This is a genomic window from Duganella sp. P38 (assembly GCF_050859475.1).
Lineage (GTDB): Bacteria > Pseudomonadota > Gammaproteobacteria > Burkholderiales > Burkholderiaceae_D > Rugamonas.
In genome coordinates, this window is the sequence record NZ_CP193936.1 from 1,738,230 (window position 1) to 1,752,714 (window position 14,485).

General features: G+C 65.5%; 15 protein-coding genes. 6 read left to right on the forward strand and 9 right to left on the reverse strand.

All coding sequences use genetic code 11. The features are described 5' to 3' along the window. Nucleotides 1-16 precede the first annotated feature (16 nt). Entirely contained in the window at nucleotides 17-403 is a 387-nt protein-coding gene (locus tag ACRQ5J_RS07825) for a hypothetical protein (protein ID WP_432382351.1), read from the forward strand. Here ACRQ5J_RS07825 and ACRQ5J_RS07830 read toward each other — a convergent pair. Both ACRQ5J_RS07830 and gluQRS read right to left on the reverse strand, forming a co-directional pair. Next, nucleotides 400-1,896: a CHAD domain-containing protein gene (locus tag ACRQ5J_RS07830; RefSeq protein WP_432382354.1), complete on the reverse strand. Its 1,497-nt coding sequence runs from the start codon at nucleotides 1,894-1,896 to the stop codon at nucleotides 400-402. The genes ACRQ5J_RS07825 and ACRQ5J_RS07830 overlap by 4 nt on opposite strands. A gap of 42 nt (nucleotides 1,897-1,938) precedes the next feature. Beyond that, nucleotides 1,939-2,850, reverse strand: coding sequence for a tRNA glutamyl-Q(34) synthetase GluQRS (gluQRS, locus tag ACRQ5J_RS07835; RefSeq protein WP_432382355.1), 912 nt, complete (start codon nucleotides 2,848-2,850; stop codon nucleotides 1,939-1,941). 111 nt (nucleotides 2,851-2,961) lie between these two features. Between gluQRS and ACRQ5J_RS07840 the strand changes: the two genes are divergently transcribed. Beyond that, entirely contained in the window at nucleotides 2,962-4,575 is a 1,614-nt protein-coding gene (locus ACRQ5J_RS07840; protein WP_432382357.1) for a M28 family peptidase, read from the forward strand. An 89-nt stretch (nucleotides 4,576-4,664) separates the two neighbouring features. Here the strand turns inward: ACRQ5J_RS07840 and ACRQ5J_RS07845 are convergent, their stop codons facing one another. Together ACRQ5J_RS07845 and ACRQ5J_RS07850 are read right to left on the reverse strand one after the other, a co-directional pair. Beyond that, entirely contained in the window at nucleotides 4,665-5,804 is a 1,140-nt protein-coding gene (locus ACRQ5J_RS07845) for an MFS transporter (RefSeq protein ID WP_432383608.1), read from the reverse strand. A 113-nt stretch (nucleotides 5,805-5,917) separates the two neighbouring features. Continuing rightward, nucleotides 5,918-6,925, reverse strand: a complete 1,008-nt coding sequence (locus ACRQ5J_RS07850; protein ID WP_432382359.1) for an LLM class flavin-dependent oxidoreductase — start codon at nucleotides 6,923-6,925, stop codon at nucleotides 5,918-5,920. 333 nt (nucleotides 6,926-7,258) lie between these two features. On the opposite strand from ACRQ5J_RS07850, the gene ACRQ5J_RS07855 reads away from it, so the two are divergent. After that, on the forward strand, nucleotides 7,259-8,131 hold the full coding sequence (locus ACRQ5J_RS07855; RefSeq protein WP_432382361.1) for a TraB/GumN family protein: 873 nt from the start codon (nucleotides 7,259-7,261) through the stop codon (nucleotides 8,129-8,131). Here the strand turns inward: ACRQ5J_RS07855 and ACRQ5J_RS07860 are convergent. Beyond that, complete coding sequence (locus tag ACRQ5J_RS07860; RefSeq protein WP_432382363.1) at nucleotides 8,128-8,613, reverse strand: hypothetical protein; 486 nt, start codon at nucleotides 8,611-8,613, stop codon at nucleotides 8,128-8,130. The two genes, ACRQ5J_RS07855 and ACRQ5J_RS07860, sit on opposite strands and share 4 nt — an antisense overlap. Nucleotides 8,614-8,749: 136 nt before the next feature. On the opposite strand from ACRQ5J_RS07860, the gene ACRQ5J_RS07865 reads away from it, so the two are divergent. Beyond that, nucleotides 8,750-8,944, forward strand: a complete 195-nt coding sequence (locus ACRQ5J_RS07865) for a hypothetical protein (RefSeq protein ID WP_432382365.1) — start codon at nucleotides 8,750-8,752, stop codon at nucleotides 8,942-8,944. Here the strand turns inward: ACRQ5J_RS07865 and ACRQ5J_RS07870 are convergent. Both ACRQ5J_RS07870 and ACRQ5J_RS07875 read right to left on the reverse strand, forming a co-directional pair. Then, nucleotides 8,923-9,312, reverse strand: coding sequence for a VanZ family protein (locus tag ACRQ5J_RS07870; protein ID WP_432382366.1), 390 nt, complete (start codon nucleotides 9,310-9,312; stop codon nucleotides 8,923-8,925). The genes ACRQ5J_RS07865 and ACRQ5J_RS07870 overlap by 22 nt on opposite strands. 289 nt (nucleotides 9,313-9,601) lie before the next feature. After that, nucleotides 9,602-10,363 (reverse strand): SDR family NAD(P)-dependent oxidoreductase, encoded by a 762-nt coding sequence (locus tag ACRQ5J_RS07875; protein ID WP_432382368.1) that lies wholly within the window; start codon nucleotides 10,361-10,363, stop codon nucleotides 9,602-9,604. A gap of 95 nt (nucleotides 10,364-10,458) precedes the next feature. Here ACRQ5J_RS07875 and pyrF point away from each other — a divergent pair, with 95 nt between their 5' ends. Beyond that, nucleotides 10,459-11,277 (forward strand): orotidine-5'-phosphate decarboxylase, encoded by an 819-nt coding sequence (gene pyrF / locus ACRQ5J_RS07880; protein ID WP_432382371.1) that lies wholly within the window; start codon nucleotides 10,459-10,461, stop codon nucleotides 11,275-11,277. A gap of 33 nt (nucleotides 11,278-11,310) precedes the next feature. Here the strand turns inward: pyrF and sbcB are convergent, their stop codons facing one another. Next, nucleotides 11,311-12,753 carry an exodeoxyribonuclease I gene (sbcB, locus tag ACRQ5J_RS07885; RefSeq protein WP_432382373.1) on the reverse strand — a complete coding sequence of 481 codons (1,443 nt, stop codon included), beginning with the start codon at nucleotides 12,751-12,753 and terminating at the stop codon, nucleotides 11,311-11,313. A 62-nt stretch (nucleotides 12,754-12,815) separates the two neighbouring features. On the opposite strand from sbcB, the gene ACRQ5J_RS07890 reads away from it, so the two are divergent. Then, on the forward strand, nucleotides 12,816-13,412 hold the full coding sequence (locus ACRQ5J_RS07890) for a DUF5610 domain-containing protein (protein WP_432382375.1): 597 nt from the start codon (nucleotides 12,816-12,818) through the stop codon (nucleotides 13,410-13,412). Between the two features lie 81 nt (nucleotides 13,413-13,493). Here ACRQ5J_RS07890 and ACRQ5J_RS07895 read toward each other — a convergent pair whose 3' ends face one another. Continuing rightward, complete coding sequence (locus tag ACRQ5J_RS07895) at nucleotides 13,494-14,462, reverse strand: GGDEF domain-containing protein (RefSeq protein WP_432382377.1); 969 nt, start codon at nucleotides 14,460-14,462, stop codon at nucleotides 13,494-13,496. Nucleotides 14,463-14,485 lie beyond the last annotated feature (23 nt).

Sequence of the window (14,485 nt, forward strand, 5' to 3'; positions counted from 1 at the left end):
TATTGAAGGAATGCCCATGTATCGTCGTATCGCGCTGGCGCTGAGCGCCTCGCTGCTGGCCGCCGCCGCTGGCGCTGCCACCTTGCCGTCCCACCTGATGCTGCCGGAGCCGGAGCGCGCCGCGCGCGGCTACGTGGAGAGCTGGGTGTTGAATATCGAGCTGACCGGGGATGAACTGAGCGGCATGGAACCATGCCGCAAGATCCTCGCCGAGCGCGGCTTCGCGCCGGCGTTGTCGAAGACCGCCAATTCGGCGTCGCCGGCGCTGCACTTCAAGATCGCCGGCCACAAGGACTACGCGCAGGCCAGCACGGAAGCGGACGACACGCTGGCCGCGCTGCAGCAGGCCAGGTGCTCCGGCACGCTGGGTTGGACCGTCACCAACAAGACACGCCGTCCTTAATGCCGGGACTGCGGCAGCCGCAGCGCATGCAGGCGGCTGCGGATGTCGTCCAGGTCGGCGGATTGCGCGGCCTGCTGCGCCACCAGATAGCCGCGCGCGAACTGGGTCGCGGCGGCCGCTTGCGGATGCCGCAGCGCCAGTTCCCGCAGCAGCTCCGCAGCCACCACCAGATCGTTATGCTGGCCCAGTTCTTCCTGCACCGCCGCCAGCGTTTTCAGATAGGCGCGCGTGCCCTTGCGGCGATACAGCGCATGGAAGAACTCCAGCGCATAACGACCGCGCTTGGCGGCGATGCGCGTGCGGTGGGCGCTGGCCGGATCGTCGTCGCTCATGCGCCGGGCGCGCTTGAGCAGCGATTTGTGCTGATGGCGCAAGGTCTGGCGTGAAAAGTCCGCGGCCGCGCCGTTCAGCAGCGGCGCGGTTTGCAGCATCCACGCGCCGAGCGTCAGCATCAGTCTGGTGTAGCGCGGCGACAGCACGGCCTGCGCCGCCGCGCTGCGCCGGGCGTGCGCGGTATCGAGCGCCAGCGCCTGCAATTCCATCATGGCATTGCCGTCGCCCGGCTGCGCTGCCACGCGCGACAGCGTGGACGACACCAGCACGTCCCAGTCGCGCGCCGCGCCCAGTTGCTCGCCCAGCCAGCGGACATCTTCCAGCAACGCGGGCGGGCAGGGCGCCACCGGCTCAAACAGCTTCAGGGCCGAACGCAGCCGGCGCACGCCGACGCGCATCTGGTGCAGCGTTTCCGGATCGCTGCCTTCCACCACTGCCACCTCGTTGCGCTGGATCTGCTCCAGGCAGTTGCCGAGCACGGCCGGGAAGGCCGCGGCCAGGCTGGCGTCGGCGTCCAGAGCCAGCGCTTGCGCGCGGAACGGCGCGTGGCCGGTTTCGCGCACCAGCAGGTAGCCGCGCTGGGCCTTGTTGATGTTGCTGAGGCGCAGCGGCAGATCGTCCAGCAACTGCAAGGCGAACGTGTAGAGGCCGGCCGGATCGCCGTCCTTCAGCTCCAGCTCGATTTCATTGACGGCCAGCTGCCGGCCCTGGCGCTCGATATGGCCGATATCCAGCGCCACTTCGATGCGGTTGCCTTCGCTTTCCAGTTCCCACAGGTGACGCTGGACGTCGACCAGGAACAGCGGCTCCAGCCCTTCCTTGAGGTTGGCAGCGGCCAGCAGCGACAGCCAGTGCTCATCGTCGCCGATCAGCTTGCGCAGCTTGCCGAGCCGCGGCCAGGCGCGGTCGACCGGGCCTTCCCATTCGTTGCGGCTGTGCAGGCCGCTTTGCACGCTGCCGCCGGCCTTCATGGTCTGGATCCACTCGCCATCGACCTTGCGCACGCGCAGGCCGGCGCCATGGCGCAGCAGGTGCAGGTCCGGCGTATCGAAGTAGCGGGCGGCCAGGTGCTGCACGCGCGCCGGTTCGCCCAGCAGCGGGTGGCGCAGCACGTGCTCGTTGTGTTCGGGCGGCAGCAGGAGTTTGAGTTCGACTTCCATCGCGTCAGTGTAGGGAAAAGCCGCGCCGCGCGGCGCACGGTGTCATGCGCGGCGCGGCAGGGTGGTCAGAAGTTGCGCCCAGGCAGGCGTGGCGGCGCGCCAGAAGCCATCGATTGTTTCCGCCTGTATATCCAGGCCGAGGAAGCGGGCGGCCGGCAGCATCGCCTCGCGCAGCAGCACCTGCGGATCGGCGCCGGTGTCGAAAGCGCGCGCGCCGGTCTGCTTGGACATCTTGTCGCCGGCCTCGTTGACCACCACCGGCACATGCAGATAGCTGGGCCGCGGCAGGCCCAGCACCTGTTGCAGGTAGAGCTGGCGCGGCGTCGAATCGAGCAGGTCGGCGCCGCGCACGATATCGGTGATGGCCTGCGCGCCGTCATCGACCACCACGGCCAACTGATACGCCCAGTAACCGTCGGCGCGGCGGATGATGAAATCGCCGACCTCGTCGGTCAGGTCCTGGCTGTAGCGGCCGGCCCAGCGGTCCTCGAACGACAGCACGCAATGCGGCTGCTGCGGCACTTTCACGCGCAGCGCGCGCGCCACCTTGCCGGGCGCCAGGCCATGGCGGCAGGTGCCGGGATAGACCAGGTTGAGCAGTTGGCGGCCGCTGAGGTTGACTTGCGAATCGGCGATCTCGCGGCGCGTGCAGCCGCAGGGATAGACCAGCCCGCCCAGTTGCGCCAGTGCCTGCTCGTACAGCGCATAGCGCCGGGTTTGCCAGGTGACCTCGCCATCCCAACGCATGCCGCAGCGCAGGAGCGAGGCCAGGATGTGCTGGTCGGCGCCGTCCACATTGCGGGCGCCGTCGACGTCCTCGATGCGCACCAGCCACTGGCCGTGATGGGCCCTGGCGTCGAGATAGCTGGCCATGGCGGCCACCAGCGAGCCGAAGTGCAGAGGACCGGTGGGCGAGGGCGCAAAGCGGCCGATGTAAGGAGTGCGTGCAGTCATGCGCGTCATTTTAACGCGGCGGCGCGGCGCCTGGCGGGCGGGCGCGGCAAATCGCATACAATGTGCGCGCGGAAAAACCGCACCGACCACTTACCAACGGACATCACAACAATGAAGACATCCCTCGCCGTCACCGCGCTGGCCATGAGCCTGGCGCTGGCATTCCCGGCCCAGGCAGACGCCGGCAAAACCTCAGTCGTGCAAGAGGCGCCGTTGCGCGCGCATCTCCAGTTCCTCTCCAGCGATCTGCTTGAAGGGCGCGGCACCGGCCAGCGCGGCGGCGACCTGACGGTGGCCTATCTGGAAGCGCAGGCGCTGGCGCTGGGCCTCAAGCCGGGCAACGGCGACAGCTACCGCCAATCGGTACAGATCGCCGGCGTGAAAACGCTGCCGGCCGACAGCACGCTGAAGCTGCAAGCGGGCGGCAAGGCGCTCGACATCACCTTTGGCAAGGACTGGGTCTACTCGCCGGGCGACGCCACGGCTGCGCACAGCTTCGACGCCGGCCTGGTGTTCGTTGGCTACGGCATCACCGCGCCGGACGAGCAGTGGAACGACTACAAGGGGGCCGACCTGAAGGGCAAGATCCTGGTGATGATGGTCAACGACCCGCAGCCGACGGCCGAGCAGCCGGCCCGCTTCAACGGCAAAGGCCTGACCTACTACGGTCGCTGGACCTACAAATTCGAAGAAGCGCAGCGCCAGGGCGCGGCTGGCGTGCTGCTGATCCACACCACGCCGTCGGCCTCGTATGGCTGGAGCGTGATCCAGAACAGCTGGTCGGGCGTGGAGCGCTTCCAGCTGGCGGCCGGCACGCTGGGCACGCCGCTGCAAGGCTGGCTGACGGAAGACACGGCGCGCGCGCTGTGCGCCGCCGCCGGCCAGGATCTCGACACGCTGCGCGCGGCGGCCGAGCGGAAAGACTTCAAACCGGTCGCCTTGTCCGCCAGGCTGAACGGCGACATGAAAGCGGCGGTGCGCAAGGTCGAGCAATTCAACGTCGCGGCCGTGGTGCCGGGCACGGACCCCAAGCTCAAAGAAGAAGTCGTCATCTACAGCGCGCACTGGGACCACCTTGGCAAGCAGGGTGACAGCGGAGATACGATCTTCAACGGCGCGGTGGATAACGCTTCGGGCAGCGCAGCCTTGCTGGCGATGGCGGCCGAAGCCCGGCGCGTACCGGCCAAGCGCAGCCAGATGTTCCTGTGGGTCGCGGCCGAAGAGCAGGGCCTGCTGGGCAGCAGCGCCTACGCCGAAGCGCCGTTGTGGCCGTTAAAGAAAACCGCCGCCAACCTCAATCTGGACAGCCTCAACTTCATCGGCGCCACGCGCGACATCGGCGCGCAAGGCAGCGAGCGCACCGAGCTGGGCAAGCTGGCCGAAACGGCGGCCAGGCAGATGGGCATGCAGATCGCGGCGGCCAAGCCGGACCTGGCGGGCGGCTACTTCCGCAGCGACCACTTCAGCTTCGCCAAGAACGGCGTGCCGGCGTTCTCGATCACCTCGGGGCGCGACTACCTCAAGGACCCGGCCGGCGCGAAAGCCAAATCAGAAGCCTACGGCAAGCGCTACCACCAGGTCAGCGACGAATACGACGCGGGCTGGGACCTGTCGGGCATGGTGCAGACGGCGCAATACACGCTCAACCTGGGCCGCCTGATCGCCGACGGCGCCAAGCTGCCCGAATGGAAAGCCGGCGACGCCTTCGCCGTCCCGCGCAACTAAAACAAACTCGGGTCAGGTCTGACATTCGCACACGGGCTCAACTGCGTAGCAGTTGAGCCCGTGTGCGAATGTCAGACCTGACCCCGGGGTTATTCGGTGGCGAAGAGGCAGAGGGCGAGCAGCGGGAAGCAGAGGCCGGCCCAGAGCACGCCGGTCCAGCCGTGGGCCGCGAACATCCAGCCGCCCAGCGACGAGCCGAGCGCGCCGCCCATGAAGAAGAGTGCCATGTAGAGGCCGTTCAGGCGGCTGCGGATTTCGGCCGGCAGCGCGAAGATCGCCCGCTGCCCCGTCACCAGGTTGGCCGAGACGCCCATGTCGAGCAGGATCGAGGACAGCACCAGCACGCCCAGGTTGACCAGCGGCGTGCTGTCGATCATCAGCGGCAGCGCGAACGCCAGCGCACCGAGCGCCAGCGCGATCAGCGTGGTCGAGCGGCTTTTGCCCTGGTCGGCGCGGTGGCCGGCGATCGGCGACGCGATCGCACCGGCCACGCCGACCAGCGCGAAGATCGCCACGCCGGTCTGGCTGATCTGGAAGTGCGGCCCGGTCAGCTCCAGCGAGACGCAGGTCCAGAACAGGCTGAAGGCGCCGAACATGCAGGCCTGGTAGGCCGCGCGCCGGCGCAGCACCGGCGTGGTTTTCAGCAGGCGCCACATCGATCCCAGCAGTGCGAAGTAGTGCATGCCGCCGTGCGGCTGGCGCTGCGGCAGCCGGGCGCGCAGCAGCAGCGCCAGCCCCGCCGTGGCCACCGCCGAGAGCACGAAGATCGCGTGCCAGCCCAGCACGTCCGTGACCACGCTGGCCACCGGGCGCGCCAGCATGATGCCCATCAGCAGGCCGCTCATGACCTTGCCCACGGTTTTGCCGCGCCGGTCCGGATGCGACAGGTGGGCGGCAAACGGGACGACGATCTGCGCCGCCACCGAGCCGAGGCCGATGCACAGCGAGGCCAGCAGGAACAGCGCGGCGCTGCTGGTGACCGAGGCCGCCAGCAAGGCCAGCGCGGTGACGATCAGCGCGCTGACGATGAGGCGGCGGTTTTCCAGCAGGTCGCCCAGCGGCACGATGAACAGCAGGCCGAGGCAGTAGCCGATCTGCGTCAGCGTGACGATCAGGCCGGCGGCGCCGGGATCGAGGCCGGTGGCGCGGCTGATCGGGCCGATCAGCGTTTGCGCATAGTACAGGTTGGCGACGATCAGGCCGGTCGCGATGGCAAACAGCCAGACCATGCCGGGAGACAGGTCTGGATGGGCGTGGGGCTGGCTCACGTCAGGCTCCGGAAATTTTACAAGGCCGGTATTCTAACGGCCCCGGCAATTTGCTGCTGGGCGCGCGCCACGTGTTACAGCCCGGCCTGCGCGCGCGCCAGCGATTGGCGCACTTCGGCGGTGATTTCGTAGGAGCGCAGCCGTTGCGCGTGGTCGTAGATCTGCGAGGTGATCATCAGCTCGTTGGCGCCGGTGCGGGCGATGAAGTCCTGGATCTGCCCGCTGACCGTGGCCGCCGCGCCGATGGCGGTGCAGGACAGCACCGAGTCCAGCATCGCCCGTTCGGGCAGGCCCAGCGTGTCGAGGTAGCCGGCCTTCGGCGGCGGCAGCTGCGACGGCCGACCGGTGCGCAGGTTGACGAAGGCTTGCTGCATCGACGTGGCGCGGAAGTGCGCCTCTTCGTCGGTGTCGGCGGCAAACACGTTGAAGCCGAGCATGACGTAGGGCTTGGCCAACTGCGCCGACGGCTGGAAGTTGGCGCGGTACAGCGACAGCGCCTGCTGCATCATCTGCGGCGCGAAGTGCGAGGCGAAGGCGAACGGCAGGCCGAGGTGCGCGGCCAGCTGCGCGCCGAAGGTGCTGGAGCCGAGTATCCACAGCGGCACCTTGGCGCCCTTGCCGGGCACGGCCAGCACGCGCTGGCGCGGGGTGTCCGACATATAGTCCTGCAGTTCCAGCACGTCTTGCGGGAAGGCGTCGGCGTCGCTTTCGAGGTTGCGGCGCAAGGCGCGCGCGGTGGTCTGGTCGGAGCCGGGCGCGCGGCCCAGGCCGAGGTCGATACGGCCGGGATACAGCGCTTCCAGCGTGCCGAACTGTTCGGCGATGACCAGCGGCGCGTGGTTCGGCAGCATGATGCCGCCGGCGCCGACGCGGATGGTGCGGGTGCCGCCGGCCACGTGCGCCATCACCACCGCGGTGGCGGCGCTGGCGATGCCGGGCATGCCGTGGTGTTCGGCCAGCCAGTAGCGGTTGTAGCCCCAGCGTTCGCCGTGCTGGGCCAGGTCCAGCGTGTGGCGGAACGAGGCCGAGGGATTGCTGCCTTCGGCGATGGGGGACAGGTCGAGTATCGAGAATGGAATCATGGGTGGTTAATCTCTCTGGTGATTGCAAACCCATTGAAAGCGTGTGGGTATATGTCTTTCTAAATGGATAGGCAAGCATACACACATTGCGCCAAGCTTGCAGGCGAGGCCCGGGGCTGCCCGATGATAAATAGATTAAAGTTGGCGAGTTAATATTTTAACGCTGGAACTGTGATTAAAATATCCAGTAATTATCAAACTGCTCTCTGATAATGTCTTATTTCCCCGACGGTTGCTGGAAATAATATTTTCGCCGTGTGATTTTGATTTACGATTGGAAGCAATAAGGCGCTCGCCTTATTTCTCTTTTATTCCAATGTAAATATTAATTCGATGACACGCGCTATTCTATTCGCATTGATGCTGGCTTGCTGCCAGACGGTTTTTGCCGCCGGTCAGTTATACCGTGTGACCCACGAGGGGAAAACCAGTTATCTCTATGGCACGATTCACGTCGGCCGCGATGGCATGTATCCGCTGGACGCGGTGGCGTCGCGCGCGTTGCTCGATTCCAAGGCGCTGGTCATCGAGCTCGATATCCGCGAGGACAAGGCGTTCCAGCTGGCGCTGGCCCGCCATGCGCGATATCCGGACGGCGATGTGGTGCAGAATCACCTGACTCCCGCCACCTTGCAGAAAATGTCGCAGGCCCTGGCGCGTGCCGGTATTCCGCTGTCGTCGGTGCAACACTACAAGCCCTGGCTGATCGCCAATCTGCTGGTCGGCGCCGAACTGGACCGCAATGGCTATCAGCGCAGCCAGGCGGTGGAATACGCGCTGCTGGCCGCCGCGCAAAAGCAGGATAAGACGGTGCGTGAACTGGAAAGCGCGGATTATCAGCTGAGTTTGTTCGATAGCCTCGATGCGCGGCAGCAGGAGCAATATCTGCTGGAGAATCTGGCCGACCTGGACGATGGCGATTCGCTGAAAAAATCGCAGGCGCTGATCGAGGCCTGGCGCGCGGCCGATAAAACCGGCATTCACGCCGTCTGGCAGACAGCCACCACAGGCGACAGCATTTCCGCCGGCTTCATGAATCGCGTGCTACTGGGCAAGCGCAATCCGGAAATGGCGGCCAACATCGAGCGCATCATGCAGCAGGACCAGGTGGCGTTTGTCGGCGTCGGCCTGCTGCATCTGGTGGGCGATGACGGCTTGCCGCAGTTGCTCAAGCGGCGCGGCTATCAGGTCGAGCAGTTGTATTAATACGCGATAACCGTGCCGTTGCTGTAGCGCACGCGGTCGCCGGCTTTGTAGCTGGGCGCGGATTCCACCACCACCAGCTGGCTGCTGCCGTCGTCCATGCGCACGGTGACGCGGTAGACCTTGTCGGTCGGCGCGCCGGTGCTGCCGCCGGCCGCCGCCGCGCCCATCGCGCCCATGGCCGAGACGCCGACGTCCTGCCGCTGCATCTGGTCAATGGCTTGCACCACGCCGTAACCGGATTGCGCCTGCTGGGATGGCGTGTAGGCGCCGGTCATCGCGCCGGCGCGGCTGGCAGCGCTGCCGGTGCTGCCGGCCGAAGCGCCGCCGCCTGAGCCGGCCGAGCCGCTGGCGCCGCCCGAACTATTGCCCGAACTGCCGCTGGCATAAGCGCTGCCGCCGGGCGAGCCGTTGTTCATCCTGTCCGCGCAAGCCGTCAGTGCCAGCATGCACAGCGCCATCGTGCAAAGAGTCGTCTTCTTCATGTCTGCCTCCCTAAATATTCTCAGAGAGGCGCCTGGCCGCATCGTTCCCCGTGCCGCCGCCCCCATTGATGTACATCAATTGAAACATGCAAGCCTCACGCAATAATTGTCCGGTATCACTTTAAAGGACACCCATATGTTGACACGCGTGACAGATGCCATTATCGAAGAGCTAATAGATGCCACGTGCGGCGACACCCGCAGCCGGCATTTCTTCCTGCATGCGCTGCACGGCCTGGTACGGGTGGCCAAGGCCGAGCAGTTGCAGGAAATGCGGATGGACGTGGAGCTGGCGACCGGCGCGGTCAGTCAGCCCGGAAGACTGCGATAGCGATTCCAGAGAACCCACATGAAGCCGGCGGTGGCCATGGCCGCATAGCAATCGACCATCCAGTCCGACACGGCGCCGTGACGATACGGGAACATGCTCTGTACCAGTTCGTCGATGGCGCCCATGGCCGCGATGGTCAGCACCGCCTTGCCGGCGCGCTGCGACGGCGTGCCGCTGCCGCCGGTAAAGATCAGAAAGGTCAGGCCGGCATAGGCCAGCGAATGCAGGATGACGCCGGAGGCCACTGTGCCGATGTCCTGGCGCGCGCCCGGAATCGAGCCGACGATCAGTATCAGCACATACAGCGCAATGGCGGTCCAGTAGCGGAGGCGGGCGTGGGAGTCGGTCAGGAGGATTTGCTTGAGCATGAGGCAGACAATACCATGCACTGCAAACATTGGGGAGTGGTGCACCGGAGGACCGGTGCACCTTTTCTTCAGTCATGCCTATCGGTTGCATGTACCTAAGATGTGACCAGTATAAGTAGCGTTTGTGACGCTGTAATGACATTAAACAAAAAAAGCCCACTGACTTGAGCGGGCTTAAAACTATTTTCTTGGAGGAGAATAGTGGAGACAGGTGTAATTATGCTGCGTCGCCAGATATGTGTCTAATTGTTGTTTCAGATACCAGACATCAGGCTAGGGCATAACTGGCTTATTTGACCGGCACCGTGTAGTTCAGCGCCATGCGGCCGCCGTCGACGTACAAGGTCTGGCCGGTCATGTAGCTGGCGTCGTCGCTGGCCAGGAAGACGGCGATCGACGCCACTTCCTCCGGCTCGCCGCAGCGGCCCATCGGCGTGCGCGACAGGATGGTGTGGCGCGATTCCGGGCTCGACATCACCGCCTGCCTGGCCAGTTCGGTCAGGATGGTGCCGGGGCCGATGCCGTTCACGCGGATGCCGTGCTCGACCAGGTTGAGCGACATCACCTTGGTCAGCTGGTTGACGGCACCCTTGGACACGACGTACGGCACCTGGTTCGGAATGGCCAGCTCGGCGTTGACGCTGGACATATTGATGATCGCGCCGCCTTGCTGGCCGACCATCACGCGCGCCACCGCCTGGCCGCACAGGAACATCGACTTCAGGTTGATGCGCAGCACGCGGTCGAAATCCTCCTCGCTGACGTCGAGGAAGCTGGCGGCGTGGGTCACGCCGGCATTGTTGATCAGAATATCGATGCGGCCGAAGGCGGCGACGGTGGCGGCGACCATCGCGTCGACATCGGCCTTCTGGCTGACGTCGGCGGCGAAGAAGCGGGCGTTCGCGCCCAGCGCGGCGGCCGCTGTCGCGCCTTCCGGCTTGATGTCCACCAGCATGACTTTAGCGCCCTCGGCGATCATGCGCTGGGCGCAGGCCAGGCCGATGCCCTGGGTGGCGCCGGTGACGATGGCGACTTTGTTGTTCAGTTTCATGGAGTGTGCCCCGTGGTGGTGAGAGGGCAAATTTTAACAGCCCCTCCCGGGCGGGTTACAATAGAGGGTTTGCAATTTTCGATTAGGGAGCCGTCGTGACTTTTATCAACAAATTATCCGCCGCCTGGACGGCCAACGACTCCCTGCTGTGCGTCGGCCTGGACCCGGACCTGGCCAAGCTGCCGGCCCAGTTCCAGAACGATCCGCAGGGCATCTATCACTTCTGCCGCGAGATCATCGATGCGACCGCCGACCTGGCATGCTCGTTCAAGCCGCAGATCGCCTACTTCGCCGCGCTGCGCGCGGAGGACCAGTTGCAGCAGATCTGCGACTACGTGCGCGCCAACTACCCGCACATCCCGCTGATCCTCGACGCCAAGCGCGGCGACATCGGCGCCACCGCGCGCCAGTACGCGCGCGAAGCCTACGACCGCTACGGCGCGGACGCGGTGACGGTCAACCCGTACATGGGCTTCGACTCGGTCGAGCCGTACATGGAATGGAGCGAGCGCGGCGTCATCATCCTGTGCCGCACCTCGAACGCCGGCGGCTCCGACCTGCAATTCCTCGACGTCGGCGGCAAGCCGCTGTATCAGCACGTGGCCGGGCTGGTGGCGGAAAAATGGAATAGCAACGGCCAATGCGCGCTGGTGGTGGGCGCCACCTTCCCGGAAGAGCTGGCGCAGGTGCGCGCGATCGTCGGCGACATGCCGCTGCTGGTGCCGGGCATCGGCGCGCAAGGCGGCGACATCGCCGCCACCGTCAACTCGGGCCGCACGGCCAGCGGCACCGGCATGATGATCAACTCCTCGCGCGCGATCCTGTACGCGGCGCAGCAGCCGGGCGAAGATTTCGCCAGCGCCGCCCGTCGCGTCGCCGAAGAAACCCGCGACGCCATCAACCGCCACCGCTAAAACCGGGGCGGTCCTGCCCGACGGACAGCGGTTTTAGTTGGCGGGGGCGACTAGTTCGGCGTATTCGTACAGGTCGCCGAGGATCTGCTCGCTGCGCTCGTCCGCGCTTTGCTGCAGGTCGTCGATCTGCGCGAAGTAGTCGTCGATGGTGCGGGCGCCGCCGGCGCCTTCGTAGAGGCGCGCGGCGCGGTGCTGTTCCCAGTGCTCCAGCTCGGTTTCAGACAGGGTTTCCGGGAAATTGCGCGCGCGGTAGCGGAACAGCAGTTCGGCCAGGCGGCCGTCGCTGAACGCCGGCGAGGCCACCGCCAGCCGCGCCGGCGATTCGCGCCGCAGATTGTCCAGCAGGCGGCGGTCGTCCTTGCTGATGAAGCCGTTGTACAGGTCTTCGTCCACGTCCAGCGGCTCGCCCGGTGGCCGGTAGAATACTTCCTGCCAGATGGCGCCGAGGTCGCCGCCGGCTGCCGCGATCGCCGCGTGCGCCTTGCCCTGCTCGATGTCGATGCCCCATTTGGCCGCCATCGCCGGCGACAGCGTTTTCAGATTTGCCACCAGCATCGGCGACTTGTTCAGGTGCACGCTCTTGACCGGCAGCCGCGTCATGCCTTCCGGCAGCGCGTCGCTGCGCGTGAAGATGCGCGTGCGGATGGTGTCGGCGTCCAGCGTGAACAGCTCGCTCGGGTCGTAGGTGCAGTCCCAGACGATGACCTCGTTCTTGTTGGTTGGATGCGTGCCCAGCGGATAGACCAGCGCAATGCAGCCGCGCTCGGCCGGGAACATGCCGGACACGTGCAGGAACGGCTGGCGCAGATTGAGCGCCAGGTGCATGCCGATCTCGTCGGCCACGCGGTCTTTCTTGTGCAGCGCGAAGCAGAAGTCGAACAGCTTCGGCTGCTGTTGCTTGATCAGCCGCGCCAGCGCGATGGTGGCGCGCACGTCCGACAGCGCGTCGTGCGCGGCCTCGTGCAGCAGGCCGTTGGCCTTGGCCAGGTCTTCCAGCTTGAAGCTGGGCTTGCCGTCCGGTTTCAGCGGCCAGTTGATCCCTTCCGGCCGCAGCGCATAGGTCATGCGCACCACGTCCAGCAAGTCCCAGCGGCCGCAGCCGTTTTGCCATTCGCGCGCATACGGGTCGATCAGGTTGCGCCAAAACATGAAACGGGTGATTTCATCGTCGAAACGGATGGTGTTGTAGCCGACGCCGACCGTGCCCGGCTGCGAGAACGCCTGCTCGATCGTGGCGGCGAACTGGTGTTCCGCCACGCCCCATTCCAGGCATTGCTGCGGCGTGATGCCGGTGATCAGGCATGACTGCGGGTCCGGCAGGAAATCATTAGCAGGTTTGCAATAAAGCATGATCGGATCGCCGATCTCGTTGAGGTCGGCGTCGGTGCGGATCGCGGCAAATTGCGCCGGGCGGTCGCGGCGGGGAACGGCGCCAAAGGTTTCGTAGTCGTGCCAGAGAAAGGTCTGATTAGTCATAGGTGCTACAGAAATTTAAAAAACTGCCGATAATTTCAGCATGTTCAATGAGGAGCAATATTATGGCTACTCCCGTATCGCTTACTTCAAGCAACAATACTGGCGCCACGGCACAAGTGCAGGCCAAGGACGACAAGCCGCTTTCGCCGGCCGCGCGCGCCAAGGCGGAACTGAATGCCTCTATCGTACAGGCTTCCTTGTCGGTATCGATCAATTCGTCGAACGAGCCGATGTCGGTGGTGCTGAAAACCGCGCTGACCGGCATTAACGAGGCGCTCAAGAACGATTTCGGCGACAACGCCATCCAGAACGCCGCGTCGCAGGATAATACCCCGGAAGGCACGGCCGGCCGCATTGTATCCTTGTCGACCGCGTTTTTCGAAGCTTATAAGCAGCAGCATCCGGGCGAGGACGAGGGCGAGTTGCTGAACAAGTTCATGGATACCATCAAGGGCGGCGTCGAGCAGGGCTTCAAGGAGGCGCGCGAGGTGCTGGAAGGACTCAATGTGCTGAACGGCGAGCTGGCCAGCAATATCGACAAGACCTATGAGCTGGTGCAGAAGGGTTTTGATGACTTCCTGGCCGCCCAGCAGACGCGCATCAACGGCGCCAAAGACGGCGCCGAGGACGCCGCTGGCAAGGCCGAGAAGGCCGCCTGACGTCGCACCCGCGCAGGCGGGTGGCCATGCTGAGCAGCCATGCCGGCGTTCCATGGACTCCCGCCTGCGCGGGAGTGACGGTCAGACTGCGACCTGGTTGCGGCCGGCTTCCTTGGCGCGGTACAGCGCCGCGTCCGCTTCGGCGATCAAATCCTGTTCACTCTGCTGCGCCCGCAGCACCGCGACGCCGAACGAGGCCGTCATGTGCGGCAGTTCCCTGCGGCCATCGCTGAACACCTTGGCCTGGCGCATGCGCTCGCACAAACGCTCGGCCACCGACACCGCCACCTTGTCGCTGGTGTCCGGCAGCAACACCATCATTTCCTCGCCGCCGTAGCGCACCGCGAAGTCGGTCGGCCGCAGCGCGCCGCTGAGCACCTGCGCCGCCGCGCGCAAGGCTTCGTCGCCGGCCAGGTGGCCATGGGTGTCGTTGAATTGCTTGAAGTGGTCCAGGTCGATCATGATCAGCGCCAGCGGCGCGCTGGAGCCGTGCGCGGTGGCCACCATGGTCGGCAGCAAATCGTTGAGCCAGGCACGGTTGTAGAGCCCGGTCAGGCCGTCGATCATCGACAGCTGGCGGTAGAACTCGCCCAGCTTCTGGCGCCGGCGCAGTTGGGCGTTGGCGGCGCGGATGCGGAACGACAGCAGCCGCAGCAGGTTGCGCGCCAGCACATTCGATTCATCGATCAGCTGCCACACCAGGTCGGCCTCGACCACCAGCAGCTCGCTCTCCTCCAGCGCGGTAATGCTGGACAGATTGGTTTCCTCGTCCAGCACCGATTGCTCGCCGACGCTTTCGCCCGGCAGGATCTTGCTGACCGTGCCGTCGGCCATGCCGGTGCGCGTGTCGCTGGCCACCGACAGCGCGCCGCGCAGCAGCACGTACAGGCGCGCGCGGTTCGATTCGGTGACGGCTTCGCCGGCGTCCAGCAGCATAATGGGGCAGTTGGCCAGCAAGCGGGCCACGGCGGCATCGTCGTCGGAGTTGCGCAGCAGCTGCAAATCGCTGATCCGGTAGCTCGATGAGCCGAATGTACTGATCTGTTTCAAGGATGTCTCGCAGGATGCCAAAA

Coding starts and splice junctions, on each gene's coding strand:
- ACRQ5J_RS07830 (WP_432382354.1), bottom strand. CDS start 1,896: ATGGAAGTCGAACTCAAACTCCTGCTGCCGCCCGAACACAACGAGCAC.
- ACRQ5J_RS07860 (WP_432382363.1), bottom strand. CDS start 8,613: ATGAAGAAGACGACTCTTTGCACGATGGCGCTGTGCATGCTGGCACTG.
- ACRQ5J_RS07825 (WP_432382351.1), top strand. CDS start 17: ATGTATCGTCGTATCGCGCTGGCGCTGAGCGCCTCGCTGCTGGCCGCC.
- ACRQ5J_RS07875 (WP_432382368.1), bottom strand. CDS start 10,363: ATGAAACTGAACAACAAAGTCGCCATCGTCACCGGCGCCACCCAGGGC.
- ACRQ5J_RS07840 (WP_432382357.1), top strand. CDS start 2,962: ATGAAGACATCCCTCGCCGTCACCGCGCTGGCCATGAGCCTGGCGCTG.
- sbcB (WP_432382373.1), bottom strand. CDS start 12,753: ATGACTAATCAGACCTTTCTCTGGCACGACTACGAAACCTTTGGCGCC.
- ACRQ5J_RS07870 (WP_432382366.1), bottom strand. CDS start 9,312: ATGCTCAAGCAAATCCTCCTGACCGACTCCCACGCCCGCCTCCGCTAC.
- ACRQ5J_RS07850 (WP_432382359.1), bottom strand. CDS start 6,925: ATGATTCCATTCTCGATACTCGACCTGTCCCCCATCGCCGAAGGCAGC.
- ACRQ5J_RS07865 (WP_432382365.1), top strand. CDS start 8,750: ATGTTGACACGCGTGACAGATGCCATTATCGAAGAGCTAATAGATGCC.
- ACRQ5J_RS07845 (WP_432383608.1), bottom strand. CDS start 5,804: ATGGTCTGGCTGTTTGCCATCGCGACCGGCCTGATCGTCGCCAACCTG.
- ACRQ5J_RS07855 (WP_432382361.1), top strand. CDS start 7,259: ATGACACGCGCTATTCTATTCGCATTGATGCTGGCTTGCTGCCAGACG.
- ACRQ5J_RS07890 (WP_432382375.1), top strand. CDS start 12,816: ATGGCTACTCCCGTATCGCTTACTTCAAGCAACAATACTGGCGCCACG.
- gluQRS (WP_432382355.1), bottom strand. CDS start 2,850: ATGACTGCACGCACTCCTTACATCGGCCGCTTTGCGCCCTCGCCCACC.